This window comes from Pseudomonas sp. 5.2 (assembly GCF_059025405.1).
Window position 1 is genome coordinate 13,433 of record NZ_JBYBHH010000007.1, and the last position, 14,716, is coordinate 28,148.

The following is a 14,716-nucleotide window of genomic DNA, read 5'->3' on the forward strand; positions in this document are numbered from 1 at the left end:
CTATTGCCGATCTCCTCCTAGACGCCCCAAGTCCATGGGCCCGTTTGCAGGAGGAATTGACTCATGCTCCGACCGATACCCCACCCGCTGGCAGTGGCGATTTTCGCCGGCATGCTCCAGATCCCGGCACAGGCTGCATTGAACGCTGTCGACCCCGGCCCCTACAACCTTGCCAATGGCAACTTTGCAGGCTGGTACCAGGACAGTCATGGTCGCACCCTCGACCTGTGCTTGACCAAAGCGGTGAGTTCAAGGGTCGCCGGTGCTCCCGGCGCGCCGGCGTACATGTGCACACTGCTACCCACCCCCGGCGTGTTCGACGACACCCAACCCATCGCCTTCCCCACCAATTTCCCTGACGAAGCCTTCTGGTTCACCGCCGACGCCGCCATCGTCGACGCTGCACGAGGCATCGACCTGAGCTACGGCACGGCCATCGAGGCAGCATTTGCCGCCGAAGAGCCGGTCGAAGGCGACCAGGTCAGCTTCGCCCGGGTGCGTATTCGCGTCGATGTGCCGACCGCAGGCACCTACGTGGTCACCCATCCCTACGGCGTCGAAGTCTTTGACGTACCGGCCGGTGGGCGCCGGGCGATCAACATGACCCGCGACATTGGCATCGCTGGCGCTGGCGACTTCAGCGGCGCACTCAAAGGCGATGTCGGGCCGTTCCTGCGCAGCGTCAATGGCCCCTACACCGAAGGCAGCGAGCGCTTCATCGGCGACCCGAACCTGGATGAGCGTGTGACCGGAAGCCCGTTCAACACCAACTTTGTGCGCATCGAAGGCCCGGGGGGCATCGACCTGCGGACCGAGCTGTTCTCGATCTCGGGCAAGCTTTCCGATGTTGCCCTGCCCACGCCGCTGATGCCGCAGCGCACCACCTACTCGCGGCGCACCGAGAATGGCGACCTGCACGCCCAGCAAGATGTCTTCGTCATGGCCCCGCCGCCACCGGCCGCCGTCATCCTGACCAGCCAGACACCAAACCTGAACCTGACCGAAGCCAACGGCACCGGTGCCTGGTACGCCCAGTCGGTACTCAACCCGAATGTGCCCACCACGCTGGTACTGACCGCCGACAACAGCGTGGCCATCCCGACCAGCAGCCTGTCCACGGCCAACCTGCCACTGACCGACCTGGTGACCATCACTCAGGCTGAATACCACCTGTCCACCGGGCAACTGACGCTGGTCGCCAGCACCAGTGACGAAACCAGCCCGCCCGCCCTCACCGCCCACACCGGCAACGGCACGTTGCTGGGCAACCTCAGTGGCAACGGCGCGGTGAAGACATTGAGCACATCCCTTTCGCCCATCCCACCGGCCAAGGTGCAAGTCACCAGCGCCAATGGCGGTAGCGACAGCGAAGACGTGGTGCTGGTGCCATGAACAGACAAAGGCTCAGCCCTCAAGGAGGCAGCATGAACACTTGGCCACGCCGTGCGCTGTTCGCCGCCGGTTTCTCTCTCACTGTCACCAGCGCTGCCTTCGCCGCGCTGTCCGATGTCGACCCCGGGCCCTACACCTTCGCCACCGGCGGCTACCCGATGTGGTACAAGGACGGCAACGACCTGTCGCTTGAGCTGTGCCAGTCACGCGCCACCAGTTCGCGGGTTGCCGGCGCGCCGGGTGCACCGTCCTACATGTGTACCTTGTTGCCGGAGCCGGGCATCTACGACGACGCCTTGCCCCTGGTGTTCCCCGACAACTGGCCACCCGAGATGTTCTGGTTCCTGGCCGAAGCCACCATCCCGGCGGTGGGCAACAGCGGTTATGAGCTGGACGCCTATGTCGCCGGCCTTGAGGCCGCCTTTGCCGCTGAAAACCCGGTGGATGGCGACCAGCAGAGCTTTGCCCGCATCCGCATCCGCGTCTCGGTACCCCGGGCCGGTGTCTACACCATTACCCACCCCTACGGTGTCGAGACGGTCAACGTCACCACCCCTGGCCGGCGCGCGATCAACATCACCCGTGACATCGGCATCGGTGCCCCCGGTAACTTCACCGGTGCGCTCAACGGCGCGCTTGGCCCATGGCTAAGAGGCGCTGGCGGGCCGTACCTGGAGGTCAACCCAGACACCGGCGCCACCGACACCTTCATTGGTGACCCGAACAGGCCCGAGACCGTGGTCGGCAGCCCGTTCAACACCAACTTCATCCGTATCGACGGCCCGCCCGGGCGCATCGAAACGTCGCTGTTCACGGTGTCTGGCAAGGTGCTCGACCAGCGTGCGCAAACGCCAGTGACCCTGGAGCGCGCCACCTACTCGCGCAACGGCTCCGGCACCCGTGTGGAGGTGTTCGCCAAGGCGCCGCATGACGCTAGTCTGTGCATGCGCAATGGCCTGGCACTGATCGGCACGCCGCCTTCGCCTTGCCAGTTCAACCTGCTGACAGACAACAACGGGCTGTTCTTCAGCCAGCAGTTCGGCCAGGCCGTGCCGCCCGCCGTGGTGGTGGTGACTGCCAGCAACAGCACTGCCGGCACCCAGCCGACCGCACTGTCGAGCAAGCTGACTGACGTGGTCAAGGTCAGCACCGCACGCTACGACTGGGCCAACAAGCGCCTGTTCATCGAGGCCCGCTCCAGCGACGAAGTGGCCATCCCCGACATGCTCGCCCAAGGCTATGGCCGGATGTCCAAATCGGGCACGTTGCAGAGCCTGACCGTGAATGACCTGGCACAGCCGCCGGCCACTGTCACAGTCAAGTCGGCCCATGGCGGCAGCGATGTGGAACCGGTGATCGTGGTCGGCAATGCGCCGGTCGAGGCGGCCAACCAACCGCCGCTGGCCCAGGCCGATGTCGGCAGCACCAGTGTCGGCATCCCGCTGACCCTCAACCTGCTGCTGAACGACAGCGACCCGGACGGCAACGTACCGCTGGCCATCAGCGACCTGACCCAACCGGGTACCGGCCTTGGCGGCGTCGTGCTCAACGGCACCACCTCGGTCACCTACACCCCACCCGCCGGTGCCACGCAACCGCTGGTGGCCACCTTCAACTACCGGGCGGTGGATGCCAAAGGCCTGAAGTCGGAACCGGCCACGGTGACCATCAACGTTGCGCCCAACCAGGCGCCGACGGCCAACCCGGAAACAGTCGCCACCCTGGGCGTGCCGCTGACCATCAACGTGCTGGCCAACGACACCGATCCGGAAGGCAACCTGCCGTTGACCGTTGCCGCCGTCACGCAACCCGCTGCCGGCCGAGGAGGCGTCAGCACCGATGGCACGACGGTGACCTACACCCCACCGGCCACGGTGACGGCGGCCTTTACCACCACCTTCACCTACCAGGTGCGTGACTCGCTGGGGGCGCTGTCCAACGCCGGCACCGTCACGGTCAACGTGTCGCCACGCCCAGCCGCCGAGACCTTTGCGGTCACCGCAGCCACGGTCACGGCACGCTCCAACAACCGGTACAACTGGGACATCAGCGGCACCTCGTCGGTGACCACCGGCAACGTTGTGACCGTACGTGTCACCACCACCACCGGCGTGCAAACCCTGGGCACCACTACCGTACCGGTCACCGGGCGCTGGCGCCTGGCGGTCAGCAACAGCACCACGGTGATCCCGACCGCCGCGCCGACGGCGACCATCACCACCAGCCCAGGGACCACACGCACCGTCAACGTCGTCGTGCAGTAGAAGGCGGGAGAACGCCATGAAATGCCTGTATCCACTGTTGCTCTGCCTGGCCCTGGCGGGCCAGGCCAGCTGGGCCGAGGACCTGATGGACAACGCCGACCTTGCGGCCGGCAATGACCTCGGTGACCCGGTGATCATCCGCCTGTTACCGGTCGGCGCCGGCCAGGCAGCGGTGATCGAGCAGCAAGGCACGGGCAACCGCGCCGCCCTCGACCAGAACGGCCAGGCCCTGCTGGGCCGCATCGTCCAGGCCGGGGGCGCGCAAGAGGCGTACATCCTGCAAGAAGGTAGTGACCTGATGGCCAGCATCAGCCAGCAGGGATATGGCAACAGCGCGTCGATCCGCCAGAGCGGCAGCAGCAACAGCGCTGCCATCGACCAGATCGGCAACAACAACAGCGCCAACATCGTGCAGTCCGGCACGGGCCTCAACAGCTCCGTGACCCAAGCCGGCAATGGCCAGCATGTTCAGATCACCCAATACCGATAGACCTGGAGGCACCACCATGTTCAAGCTCGCTCCCCTCAGTGCCGCTATCGTCCTCGCCCTTGCAGGCCAGGTCATGGCTGCCGACAGCACCTCGACCCAAACTCAAGACGGCAAGGAAAACATTGCCGAAGTGACCCAGACCCTCGCGCCGTTCGCCTCGGCCACCCAGTCGCAGACCGGCAAGGGCCACAATCACCTGGCGGTGCAGGCCAACAGCACCAGCGATATCCAACAAAGCGCCACCGGCTCGTACAACGCAGGCTACGCCGAGCAGTTGTTCGAAAATGGCAGCCAGATCACCCAGCAGGCCGGCGGCAGCTATAACGATGCCTTCGCCAGCCAGTCGCTGGGCGAGAACAACCAGTCGCTGCAGACCCAGCAAGGCACTGAAAACCGCTCGACCGTGTGGCAGGACAGCCAGCTGGGCAGCCAGGCCACCACCCAGCAGTCCGGCCAGCGCAACGAAGCCTTCGTCGAGCAGACCTTCGGCGGCAGCAATAACCAGAGCATGATCATCCAGGCAGGCGCCGACAACTACGCCGCCGCCGAGCACCTGACGCATAACGACGGCAACATCCAGATCTACCAGGACGGCAAGGAAAACTGGGCTTACGGCGACCAGCGCGACGGCGAGGGTGGCACCATCGGCCTCAGCCAGACCGGTACCGGCAACTCGGTGGAGGTCTGGCAAGACACGCAAGTCGGCAGCCAGGCCAACGTCACCCAGACCGGCCAGCTCAACGAAGGCTACATCGACCAAAGCTTCGGCGACGCCAACAAGGCCACCCTCACGCAAAAAGGCAAGGCCAACGCCAGCTGGTCGGACCAGTTCGAGAGCAACAACTCGACCACCACCATTTCGCAGACCGGTAACAACAACCTGCACTACACCTACCAGAACGGCGAAAACCTGAACTTGACCGTGACCACCCAAGGCAACGGCAACAAGATCACCGCCAGCAACTGGAAAGGCGACAAGATGGGCGGCCAGTTCGGCGTCAACCAGACGGCCGTGATCAACCAGTACGGTAACGGCAACGGCGTCAACCTGACGCAGAACGGCGACAACCACCTGGCCACGCTGAACCAGACCGGCAACAACAACGCGATGCAGACCAAGCAGGCCGACAGCAACAACGAACTGTTCTTCGAGCAGAACGGCACCGACAACATCCTGGTCGCCGACCAGCGCGGTACCGACAACTATGCCTTCGGCAGCAGCGAGGGCACCGGCAACGTCATCAACCTGGACCAGTCCGGCTATAGCAACCAGAGCTACACCAACCAGCTCTACGGCAGTGGCAACGAGGCCACCATCAAGCAGGCCGACAGCATCAACGTCGCCTACGTGACCCAGGGTGGCCAGGGCAACAAGGCGTTCGTCGACCAGAGCGGCATGGCGCAAACCGCCACCATCAGCCAGCTGGGCAGCGCGAACATGGCCACTGTGACCCAAAAATAACCTGCTCCCCCCTTGAACCGCGGTGCTCACTCTCCCTGGTGCCGCGGTTCCTTTTTTATTGTTTCCCTGCTACCTCACCGCCCTTTGTAGGAGCAGCCTTGTGCTGCGAAGAGGCCGGTGAAAACACAGTAAATTTGCGCTGCTATCACCGGCCTCTTCGCAGCACAAGGCTGCTCCTACACGGGGAGCGCATGAGCCGGGGTAGAATGGAACACCGTAAGCCTGGTGCTGCTTCCATGATCCAGTCCGACCTCGACCTGTTCGGCCCCCAGCCGCAACGCCTGGCCAGCCATACCGTGCTGCTGCCCGGCTTCGCCCTGGCCGAGCTCGAGGCCTTGCTAGACGCTTTGCGCACGGTGCTGCGCGCCGCGCCGTTCCGGCACATGCACACGCCCGGTGGCCTGCACATGGCTGTCGCACTGACCAATTGCGGGGCACTGGGTTGGGTCAGTGACGAGCACGGCTACCGCTACACCCTGACCGACCCGCAGAGTGGCCAACCCTGGCCTGCGCTACCGCCGGTGCTGCTCAGCTTGGCAAACCGCGCTGCGGCCGTCGCCGGTTTCGACGACTTCGTGCCCGACGCCTGCCTGGTCAACCACTACTTGCCAGGCACCCGTTTGAGCTTGCACCAGGACCGTAACGAGCAGGACTTCAGCCAACCGATCGTGTCGATTTCACTGGGCTTGCCCGCAGTGTTCCTGCTGGGCGGGCTGCAGCGTTCGGACAAGACCCAGCGTGTGCCGTTGAGCCATGGCGATGTGCTGGTGTGGGGCGGTGAGGATCGCTTGCGCTTTCATGGCGTGCTGCCCATCAAACCCGGCGTGCATCCGCGCATGGGCGAGCGGCGGATCAACCTGACCCTGCGCAAAGCAGGCTGATCAGGTAAAAACTTGAACATCCGGGCCTGAAAGGCTTCTAAAGAGGAGCCGCGTCAGCGTTCACAAGGAGCCCATGCCCATGAAAATGCCCGGCCGCGCACCCAATACCTTTGTGCAGCTGGATTACGTACGCGATACGTTGTTCGGCCCGGTCGCCCAGAGCGTGGAATGCCAATGCCAACTTGCTGCCCTCAACCTGCAGGGCCGCCCTGCCCTGCGCTTGCACATCTGCCCGCCGCTGCCCGACAAGGTCGATCGCGCCCACAGCGTGGCGTTCGTCTGGGATGGCCGCACCTACCGCGGGGTGGTGCGTGACCAGGGCAAATGTGGCGATGGCGGGCTGAACCTCCTGCTTGAGCTGCAATAAGGTGATCAACGGCGATCAAATGCGCTGAACCTGCCCGCAACTGCGCGTCTCCATAGAAAAGAGCCCATGCCTCCTGGAGACCGTCATGAACAGTCCACTGCTCAAGCTCTTTACCCGCCCGTCCGATGCCTGGATGGAGATACGCCGCGCCGAAGAGGACCATCCGCAGCAATACCTGCCTCGGCTGCTAGCCCTGGCGCTGATCCCCGCCATTTGCCTGTTTGTCGGCACCACCACGTTCGGCTGGAGCCTGGCCGCCGAAGAACGCGTGCGCCTGAGCATTGGCAGCGCGGCGCAGTTGGCAGGCCTGCTGTACGCAGCCACAGTGGTCGGGGTCATGATTATGGGCGTGATGATCCGCTGGATGTCACGCGGCTTCGATGCGCAACCCAGCCTGCAGCAATGCATCGGCTTTGCCGCTTACTGCGCCACGCCGTGGTTTTTCGCGGGGGTGGTTGGGTTGCTGCCGATTCGCTGGCTGGCGCTGACCGCGCTATTGGCTGCTTCGGCTTATGCCAGCGTGCTGCTGTTTGGCGGGCTGCAGACGTTTCTGCGGTTACGCAAGGAGCAGGCCATGCTGTTCGCCGCCTGTGTGTGGGGGGTTGGGCTGTTAGTGCTGGTGACCATCCTGGTGTCGATGATCCTGTTCTGGTTCAACGGCCTGATGCCGGAATATGTGCGCCCGGCCAGCCTCGGCTGACCGGGACACAAGGTGCAGGCTCAGGCAATCGCCCTTATTGGCGTGGTCGGCTTGTCACGCAGCGCATGCAGCTGCGAAACCAGGTTCACCACGTCGCGGCAACTGTTGAGGTCCTGCAGCGCAACGCCTGTCAGGGTAACGCCCGCATCGAGGCGCTGCCCCTGGCCCAGGCGAATGGTCAGGTGGGCGCCATCCGCGCAACTGACCTCGCAGCGATCAGGCAGGCAGGCTTGCTCGATCATTTGCCGCATCTCTAGCATTGAAACGCCTATCAACGACATTGTACGACCCTCTCTGTACTGGATGGCCTGTTGTTTAGGTACGCCTTTGCCAGGCATGGTGCCAATTGATATTGCGCATGCTCAGGCGGCCGTCCATGCGCCGGAGCAATGATGGTGCGCGGGATCATCTAGCACCTTAGTGGAAGATCGCAGGCCAGCCAGGGCTGTTCGATCGGCTGCACAGAGTTGACGACGAGCGGTCTCAGCTGCCCTCGGCCTGCATCTGCCCGAACCGGCCGGCATGGAAGTCGTCGAACGACTCAGCGATTTCTGCCTGGCTGTTCATCACGAATGGGCCATAGCCAACGATCGGCTCATCGATCGGCTCACCGCTGAGCAGCAGCACACTGGCGCCTTCCAGCGCCTCGAGCACAATGTCCTCACCACCACGCTCGAGCAGTACCAGGCTGGCTGGCCCGGCTTCCCGTTCACCGTTGACCCGCACAGTCCCGCGCAGCACCACCAAGGCAGCGTTGCGCCCTGCGGCTACGGGCAGTTGCAAGGTCGCTTGTGCATTCAGGCGCAAATCCCAGACATCCATCGCGGTGAAGGTCCGCGCAGGGCCTTGGTGGCCTTGGAATTCACCCGCGATCACCCGCAGGCTGCCACGCTGGTCATCCAGCGCCACCACCGGGATATCCGTGGCAAGCAACGTCTGGTAACCCGCCGCGGCGCGCTTGTCACGCGCAGGCAGGTTGACCCACAGCTGGACCATTTCGAGTGTGCCACCCGTGCGGGCGAATGCCGGCGAATGGAATTCTTCATGGATAATGCCATTGGCCGCCGTCATCCATTGCACGTCGCCGGGGCCGATCAAGCCACCGGCCCCCGTGGAATCGCGGTGTTCGAGCTCGCCTTGGTAGACGATGGTCACCGTTTCGAAACCACGGTGCGGGTGCTGGCCGACGCCGCGTCGGTCACGTGTAGGGGTGAAGTCGTGCGGGCCGGCGTAGTCCAGCAGCAAGAACGGGCTGATCTGGCGGGCCAGGTCGTCGTAGGTGAACAGGCTGCGCACCGGGAAGCCATCGCCTACCCAGTGGGCGTGAGGGCTGCGGTGAATACCCAGAATCTTTTTCATGAGAAGTCTCCTCTCTTGGCTGGGATCACCTTACCAATGATGCCAATAAGCCGGTAGACAGCTTAAATGGCATGCATCGTCTCACCTATGGAACGACAACGTCACGGTTGCAGGAAGGCCAACACCTGCTCGGCGGCCATGGCCGGGTCCTCCTGCATGAAGCAGTGCCCACCGGCGACCTGCCGCGCGCTCACGTTGGGGTTCAGCGCCGCCAGGCGTTTGACCGAATGCGGCACGAAGGGATAGGTCTGTTCGCCATACAGCACCCGCGTCGGTGTGTGGATCGCGGCCAGGTTTGCCCACATGCGCTTGGGGAACGAACTGAAAATTTCCACCTCGCGGCTGGGCCGGCACTTGAGCACTACCGCCTCGCCACAATCGCCAATGGCATGCTCCACATAGGCCAACATTGCCGCATCGGTCCAGCCTTTGAAAATGCCGCGCCCCTGCAGCGAGGCCAGTGCCGCCTCACGATCAGGCCAATGGCTGCGGCGGTTGGCCGCCTTGCGCGCCAAGGCATGGCGCTGATGCAGGCCGACCAGCGCAGCCGCGCCCATCACACCGATCATACGGCGGCTGAACAGCACCGGGTCAAGCAATACGGCGCGCTCGAACAGCGTGGGTGCGCTGGCCAGGATCAGCCCCGTGAGCACGCCACCAAAGCTGTGCCCGAGGGCAAAGCGCGGTACCTCGCCATACTCGCCACGCCCGCTTTCGAACGCCTCCACCGCCAATTCAGCGGTGCGGTTCCACCCGCGAAACACGCCGCCATGGTCGCTGTCGCCGTGGCCTTGCACATCGCACAGCCACAGGTCGAAATGCTCGCCCAGGCGCATCAGCAACGGCTGGTACGCCAGGCAGCAGAAGCCGTTGCCGTGCAGAAAATGCAGCAAAGGCTTGCCACTGGCGGGTGTGCGCCACCCGCGCAAGGTGAAGCCTTCGGGGCATAGGTGTGACCAGGGGATCAACTGCATCGGCTTGCTGTACTCATCGGTCTATGAAAACGCCGATTCTACAAACAGCAGCGGGTAGAGTGAAATCACCAGCAGCAAGGCCATCAGGACATTGAACAGCATCAGCCAGCGCGGGTTCTGCAACAGGTTGCGCAAAGCGCTGCCAAACATGACCCAGACCCCGACGCTGGGCAGGTTGACCAGGGCAAACAGCGCGGCGATGACAACCACGTTCATCACGTAGCCCTGGGCCGGTGTATAGGTAGTGATGGCCCCCACCGCCATCACCCAGGCCTTGGGGTTGACCCACTGGAACGCGGCGGCGCCCCAGAACCCCAGCGGCTTGCGGGCCTTGTCCGAATCCGTGCCGATTGGCCCCGAGGTCGCGATTTTCCACGCCAGATACAGCAAGTAGGCCGCGCCGGTGTAACGCAGCACGGTGTACAACGGCGGCCAGGCCTTGAACACCTCGCCCAGGCCCAAACCGACGGCCAGCACCATGACCATGAAGCCAAGGCTGATGCCCATGGCGTGCGGGATCGAGCGACGCACGCCGAAGTTCACACCCGAGGCCAGCAGCATGGTGTTGTTCGGCCCCGGGGTGATGGAGGATACGAAGGCAAACAGCACGAACGCTGTAAGCAGGTCGGCAGAGGCAAGCATGGCAGGCATTCCACAATCATTATTGGTGCTGTCACACTAACGGAGTCGCCCTGCCTTGCGACCGGTACAGTTTTGCTAAATTAAATAGATACAAATACTGTACTGATTTCATCTCGTTCTAGGAAGCCCGCCCCATGAGCCTCACTATCCGCCCCGCGGTGCGTACCGACGCCGCGCAGATTCTTGCCTTCATCACCGAGCTTGCCGACTACGAACGTGCGCGCCACGAGGTGATCGCCTCGGTCGCCGATATCGAGCGCAGCCTGTTCGACGAGGGCAGTACAGTGCACAGCCTGATCTGCGAGCGGGATGGTCAGGCGATCGGTTTTGCCGTGTATTTCTACAGTTATTCGACGTGGCTGGGGCGTAACGGGATTTATCTGGAAGACTTGTACGTCACGCCCGAGCAGCGCGGCGATGGTGCCGGGCGCACATTGCTGCGGCACATTGCCCGCGAGGCTGTGGAGAACGGCTGCGGGCGCCTGGAATGGAGTGTGCTGGACTGGAACGAACCTGCGATCGGGTTCTACCAGTCGCTGGGGGCCGAAGCGCAGGCTGAGTGGGTTAAATATCGACTGGATGGCAAGAAGCTGTTGGCGTTTGCCCAGGGTTGACCCCAAATACCGCCGAAATCCCCCCTGTAGGAGCAGCCTTGTGCTGCGAAGAGGCCGGTAAGGCTCATAGAAATAGTGTGGCAACACCGGCCTCTTCGCAGCACAAGGCTGCTCCTACCCGGGCAATGAAAGCCGAACGTTGCGTTTGGCTCAGTTCCGTCGCCACACCGCCCCGCCAATATCCACCCGCTTGGGCAGCACCTTGTTCTGGAAAAACAGCTCCGCCGTGCGCTGCTGCGCTGCCACGATCTCATCGCTCACCGGTATCACCGGCGACGCCGGCCGATGGCTGAAGCTGCGCCGCACCACAGCCTCCGGCAAGCCCATGAACTGTGCAAGCAACTGGATGCTCCCGGCTTCGTCACTGCGTGTGAGCGCCTCGGCCTGGCTAATCGCATCCAGCAGCTGACCGACAAACGCCCCGTTGGCCTCGACGTACTCACGCGCCCCCAGCATGAAAGGCCCGATCAAGCCCAGCCCTTGGCCATCGGCCAACAGCCGCGCCTTGCCCTCCAGGTCGATGGCCGAATAGAACGGGTCCCAGATCGCCCAGGCGTCCACGCTGCCGCGCTCGAACGCCGCACGCGCATCGGCAGGCGCCAGGTACACCGGCTGCACATCGCGGATGCTCAACCCAGCCTTGGCCAGGCTACGCATCAACAGGTTGTGCGCACTCGAGCCTTTCTGCAGGGCAATCCGTTTGCCCTTGAGGTCGCCAACGCTGGCCACCGGGCTGTCTTTCGGTACCAGAATCACCTCAGCCTGCGGCTTGGGCGGTTCGGCACCGATGTACAGCAGGTCGGCACCAGCTGCTTGGGCGAAGATCGGCGGAATATCACCGGTCGAACCGATGTCGAGGCTACCAATGTTCAAGGCTTCTAGCATTTGCGGGCCGGCCGGAAACTCGATCCACTCAACTTGGGTATGGGCAAAGCGCTGCTCCAGAAGGCGATGCTGCTTGGCCAGGACCAGGCTGATCGAGCCCTTCTGATAGCCAATGCGCAACGTCGCAGGGTCTGCCGCCTGGGCAGCACCGGCCAAGCTCAGCAATAACAGGACGGCAAGGCGTAGCACACGCATGGGTCACTCCTTCCAGTCGGTCGAGGGTTTTTCCCAGAGGTTGATTCCGCCTTCGACGGCGTATTGGTCGATGGCCGCCAACTCCTCGGGGCTGAACACCAGGTTATCGAGTGCGGCCACGTTCTCGATGATTTGCTCGGGCCGGCTTGCACCAATCAGTGCCGAACTCACGCGCGGGTCGCGCAGGGTCCAGGCCAGGGCCAGTTGCGCCAGGCTCTGGCCTCGCCCCCGGGCGATTTCATTGAGGGCGCGGGCGCGGGCAATGTTGTCTGGCGACAGGTGCTGGGGCAGCAACGAGCCACCGCCGGCGCGGTTGACGCGGGCATCGGTGGGAATGCCGTTCAGGTACTTATCGCTGAGCAGGCCTTGGGCCAGCGCCGTGAACACGATCACCCCGGCCCCGAGCGCATCAGTGGTGGCCAGCAGGTCACGCTCGATCCAACGGTTGAACAGGTTGTACGAAGGCTGGTGGATCAGCAGCGGCACTTTCAGCTCGGCCAGCAGCGCCGCAATCTCAGCCGTCTTGCCCGCCGAATAGGACGAAATGCCGACATACAGCGCCTTGCCCTGACGAACGATGTCGGCCAGGGCAATGGCGGTTTCTTCCAACGGCGTGTCGGCATCGAAACGGTGCGAATAGAAGATGTCGACGTAGTCCAGGCCCAGGCGCTGCAGGCTCTGGTCGAGGCTGCTGATCAGGTACTTGCGCGAACTGCCGCCCTGCCCGTACGGCCCTGGCCACATGTCCCAGCCCGCCTTGCTCGAGATGATCAGTTCGTCGCGGTAGCTGCGCAGGTCTTCACGCAGCAGCCGGCCGAAGTTGGTTTCGGCGCTGCCGTAGGGCGGGCCGTAGTTGTTGGCCAGGTCGAAGTGGTTGATGCCCGCATCGAATGCGGTGCGCAGCAACGCGCGTTGGGTATCGATAGGCGTCGCATCACCAAAGTTGTGCCACAGGCCCAGGGACAGGGCCGGCAACACCAGGCCGCTGCGGCCGACACGGCGATAAGGCATGCGCGCGTAGCGCTCGGGGTGGGCGGCGTAGCTCATGGTTGACCTCGTTCGGTAAAGAAGGGATTGGCAGGGCGCTGCAGCCCCAAGTGTTCACGCAGGGTGCGGCCTTGGTACTGGCGGCGGAACAACCCGCGGCGCTGCAGCTCGGGCACGACCAGGTTGGCGAAATCCTCCAGCCCCAGGGGCAGGTGCGGCACCAGCACATTGAAGCCATCGGCGGCACGGCCCTCGAACCAGGCCTGCAGTTCATCGGCGATGTGGGCCGGGGTGCCGATCAGGCTGTAGTGCCCTCGCCCGCCGGCGATGCGCCGGCCAAGCTGGGCGAGTGTCAGTTGCTCGTTGCCGGCAAGTTCGGTGAGCAGTTGCTGGCGGCTGCGCTGGCCATCTTCGGTGGGCGGCAGTTCGGGCAGCGGGCCGTCGAGCGGGTAACCGGAAAGGTCGAAATTGCCGAGCATGCGCCCGAGCAAACCAACCCCGACGCGCGGGTCGACCAGTTCCTGAAACTGCTGGTACTTCTCTTCGGCTTCAGCCTGGCTATGCCCAACCACCACAAACACGCCAGGCATGATCTTCAGCGAATCCTCGCCCCGCCCGTAAGCGGCCAGCCGGCCCTTGAGGTCGGCGTAGAACGCCTGGGCGCGGGCCAGGCTCGGTTGCGCGGTAAACACCACCTCGGCACTGAACGCGGCCAGCTCGCGGCCGGTTTCCGAGGAGCCCGCCTGAACCAGCACCGGCCGCCCCTGGGGCGAGCGGGCGACGTTCAGCGGGCCTTTCACGCGAAAGTGCTCGCCTGCGTGATCCAGGGCACGCACCCCATCAGGACGGTGGAACAGCCCACCGGCCTTGTCGTGCACGAAGGCGTCGTCAGCCCAGCTGTCCCACAGGCCCTGTACCACCTGCTGAAACTCCCGGGCTCGAGCGTAACGCTCGGCATGCGGGATATGCGCCTGGCGGCCGAAGTTGCCCGCTTCGGCGGCCGCGTCCGAGGTGACCAGGTTCCAGCCAGCGCGGCCGCCGGACAGGTGATCGAGCGAGGCGAACTTGCGTGCTACGTGGTACGGCTCGTTGTAGCTGGTGGTGGCGGTGGCGATCAGGCCGATGCGCTCGGTAACGGCACTTAACGCCGACAGCAGGGTAAGCGGTTCGAAATAGGTGGAGCGTGCGCTGTGGCTGGCCAGGGCGTCGGTAGGCGCGGCAACGCTGTCGGCGACGAACAACGCGTCGAAACAGGCCGCTTCGGCGACCTGCGCGGCGCGGCGGTAGCTGCTGAAGTCCATGGGGTCGGCCGGTACGTCCGGGTGGCGCCAGGCGGCCACGTGGTGCCCGGTGGCCATGAGGAAGGCGCCCAGGCTCAGTTGACGGCTCATGTCGATCTCCTTGATGGGGTTGTCGCTGCGCTTTTGTAGGAGCAGCCTTGTGCTGCGAAGAGGCCTGTAACGCCACAGCCTCTGTATAAGCCGTACCGGCCTCTTCGCAGCAC

15 protein-coding genes are annotated in these 14,716 nt (G+C 64.0%); 8 read left to right on the top strand and 7 right to left on the bottom strand.

The window, feature by feature from the left end; translation table 11 throughout:
* The first annotated feature begins 63 nt into the window (after nt 1-63).
* The 7 genes from AC5PZ0_RS12515 to AC5PZ0_RS12545 all read left to right on the top strand — a co-directional run bounded on the left by AC5PZ0_RS12515 (nt 64) and on the right by AC5PZ0_RS12545 (nt 7,556).
* Nucleotides 64-1,392, top strand: coding sequence for a hypothetical protein (locus AC5PZ0_RS12515; RefSeq protein ID WP_493855093.1), 1,329 nt, complete (start codon nt 64-66; stop codon nt 1,390-1,392).
* A gap of 32 nt (nt 1,393-1,424) precedes the next feature.
* Entirely contained in the window at nt 1,425-3,656 is a 2,232-nt protein-coding gene (locus AC5PZ0_RS12520; protein WP_493855094.1) for an Ig-like domain-containing protein, read from the top strand.
* A gap of 16 nt (nt 3,657-3,672) precedes the next feature.
* Entirely contained in the window at nt 3,673-4,146 is a 474-nt protein-coding gene (locus tag AC5PZ0_RS12525) for a curlin (protein WP_027593362.1), read from the top strand.
* A 16-nt stretch (nt 4,147-4,162) separates the two neighbouring features.
* On the top strand, nt 4,163-5,608 hold the full coding sequence (locus tag AC5PZ0_RS12530; protein ID WP_238213878.1) for a curlin: 1,446 nt from the start codon (nt 4,163-4,165) through the stop codon (nt 5,606-5,608).
* A gap of 236 nt (nt 5,609-5,844) precedes the next feature.
* On the top strand, nt 5,845-6,489 hold the full coding sequence (gene alkB / locus AC5PZ0_RS12535) for a DNA oxidative demethylase AlkB (RefSeq protein WP_493855095.1): 645 nt from the start codon (nt 5,845-5,847) through the stop codon (nt 6,487-6,489).
* A 79-nt stretch (nt 6,490-6,568) separates the two neighbouring features.
* On the top strand, nt 6,569-6,856 hold the full coding sequence (locus AC5PZ0_RS12540; RefSeq protein ID WP_027593365.1) for a hypothetical protein: 288 nt from the start codon (nt 6,569-6,571) through the stop codon (nt 6,854-6,856).
* An 85-nt stretch (nt 6,857-6,941) separates the two neighbouring features.
* Entirely contained in the window at nt 6,942-7,556 is a 615-nt protein-coding gene (locus AC5PZ0_RS12545; protein ID WP_027593366.1) for a Yip1 family protein, read from the top strand.
* Nucleotides 7,557-7,576: 20 nt separating this feature from the next.
* Here the strand turns inward: AC5PZ0_RS12545 and AC5PZ0_RS12550 are convergent, their stop codons facing one another.
* From AC5PZ0_RS12550 to AC5PZ0_RS12565, 4 genes are all read right to left on the bottom strand, one after another.
* On the bottom strand, nt 7,577-7,837 hold the full coding sequence (locus tag AC5PZ0_RS12550) for a DUF1652 domain-containing protein (protein WP_493855096.1): 261 nt from the start codon (nt 7,835-7,837) through the stop codon (nt 7,577-7,579).
* Nucleotides 7,838-8,039: 202 nt separating this feature from the next.
* The gene (locus AC5PZ0_RS12555) at nt 8,040-8,915 is read right to left on the bottom strand and encodes a pirin family protein (RefSeq protein WP_099429242.1); all 876 of its coding nucleotides are present in this window, start codon (nt 8,913-8,915) and stop codon (nt 8,040-8,042) included.
* A 101-nt stretch (nt 8,916-9,016) separates the two neighbouring features.
* Nucleotides 9,017-9,889, bottom strand: a complete 873-nt coding sequence (locus tag AC5PZ0_RS12560) for an alpha/beta fold hydrolase (protein ID WP_099429241.1) — start codon at nt 9,887-9,889, stop codon at nt 9,017-9,019.
* A gap of 21 nt (nt 9,890-9,910) precedes the next feature.
* Entirely contained in the window at nt 9,911-10,540 is a 630-nt protein-coding gene (locus AC5PZ0_RS12565; protein ID WP_493855097.1) for a LysE family translocator, read from the bottom strand.
* Between the two features lie 125 nt (nt 10,541-10,665).
* Here AC5PZ0_RS12565 and AC5PZ0_RS12570 point away from each other — a divergent pair, with 125 nt between their 5' ends.
* Nucleotides 10,666-11,145, top strand: a complete 480-nt coding sequence (locus tag AC5PZ0_RS12570) for a GNAT family N-acetyltransferase (RefSeq protein ID WP_099429240.1) — start codon at nt 10,666-10,668, stop codon at nt 11,143-11,145.
* Nucleotides 11,146-11,295: 150 nt separating this feature from the next.
* Here the strand turns inward: AC5PZ0_RS12570 and AC5PZ0_RS12575 are convergent, their stop codons facing one another.
* From AC5PZ0_RS12575 to AC5PZ0_RS12585, 3 genes are read right to left on the bottom strand one after another with little or no spacing between them, the layout of a single operon-like run.
* Nucleotides 11,296-12,225: an aliphatic sulfonate ABC transporter substrate-binding protein gene (locus tag AC5PZ0_RS12575; protein ID WP_493855098.1), complete on the bottom strand. Its 930-nt coding sequence runs from the start codon at nt 12,223-12,225 to the stop codon at nt 11,296-11,298.
* Between the two features lie 3 nt (nt 12,226-12,228).
* Entirely contained in the window at nt 12,229-13,272 is a 1,044-nt protein-coding gene (mgrA, locus tag AC5PZ0_RS12580) for an L-glyceraldehyde 3-phosphate reductase (RefSeq protein ID WP_493855099.1), read from the bottom strand.
* The gene (locus AC5PZ0_RS12585; protein ID WP_493855100.1) at nt 13,269-14,603 is read right to left on the bottom strand and encodes an LLM class flavin-dependent oxidoreductase; all 1,335 of its coding nucleotides are present in this window, start codon (nt 14,601-14,603) and stop codon (nt 13,269-13,271) included. The genes mgrA and AC5PZ0_RS12585 overlap by 4 nt, the downstream gene beginning before the upstream one ends.
* Nucleotides 14,604-14,716: the final 113 nt, after the last annotated feature.

Bases quoted from the DNA above. Each gene is read 5' to 3' on its own strand.
- AC5PZ0_RS12515 (WP_493855093.1), top strand. From the start codon at position 64: ATGCTCCGACCGATACCCCACCCGCTGGCAGTGGCGATTTTCGCCGGC.
- AC5PZ0_RS12520 (WP_493855094.1), top strand. From the start codon at position 1,425: ATGAACACTTGGCCACGCCGTGCGCTGTTCGCCGCCGGTTTCTCTCTC.
- AC5PZ0_RS12525 (WP_027593362.1), top strand. From the start codon at position 3,673: ATGAAATGCCTGTATCCACTGTTGCTCTGCCTGGCCCTGGCGGGCCAG.
- AC5PZ0_RS12530 (WP_238213878.1), top strand. From the start codon at position 4,163: ATGTTCAAGCTCGCTCCCCTCAGTGCCGCTATCGTCCTCGCCCTTGCA.
- alkB (WP_493855095.1), top strand. From the start codon at position 5,845: ATGATCCAGTCCGACCTCGACCTGTTCGGCCCCCAGCCGCAACGCCTG.
- AC5PZ0_RS12540 (WP_027593365.1), top strand. From the start codon at position 6,569: ATGAAAATGCCCGGCCGCGCACCCAATACCTTTGTGCAGCTGGATTAC.
- AC5PZ0_RS12545 (WP_027593366.1), top strand. From the start codon at position 6,942: ATGAACAGTCCACTGCTCAAGCTCTTTACCCGCCCGTCCGATGCCTGG.
- AC5PZ0_RS12550 (WP_493855096.1), bottom strand. From the start codon at position 7,837: ATGTCGTTGATAGGCGTTTCAATGCTAGAGATGCGGCAAATGATCGAG.
- AC5PZ0_RS12555 (WP_099429242.1), bottom strand. From the start codon at position 8,915: ATGAAAAAGATTCTGGGTATTCACCGCAGCCCTCACGCCCACTGGGTA.
- AC5PZ0_RS12560 (WP_099429241.1), bottom strand. From the start codon at position 9,889: ATGCAGTTGATCCCCTGGTCACACCTATGCCCCGAAGGCTTCACCTTG.
- AC5PZ0_RS12565 (WP_493855097.1), bottom strand. From the start codon at position 10,540: ATGCCTGCCATGCTTGCCTCTGCCGACCTGCTTACAGCGTTCGTGCTG.
- AC5PZ0_RS12570 (WP_099429240.1), top strand. From the start codon at position 10,666: ATGAGCCTCACTATCCGCCCCGCGGTGCGTACCGACGCCGCGCAGATT.
- AC5PZ0_RS12575 (WP_493855098.1), bottom strand. From the start codon at position 12,225: ATGCGTGTGCTACGCCTTGCCGTCCTGTTATTGCTGAGCTTGGCCGGT.
- mgrA (WP_493855099.1), bottom strand. From the start codon at position 13,272: ATGAGCTACGCCGCCCACCCCGAGCGCTACGCGCGCATGCCTTATCGC.
- AC5PZ0_RS12585 (WP_493855100.1), bottom strand. From the start codon at position 14,603: ATGAGCCGTCAACTGAGCCTGGGCGCCTTCCTCATGGCCACCGGGCAC.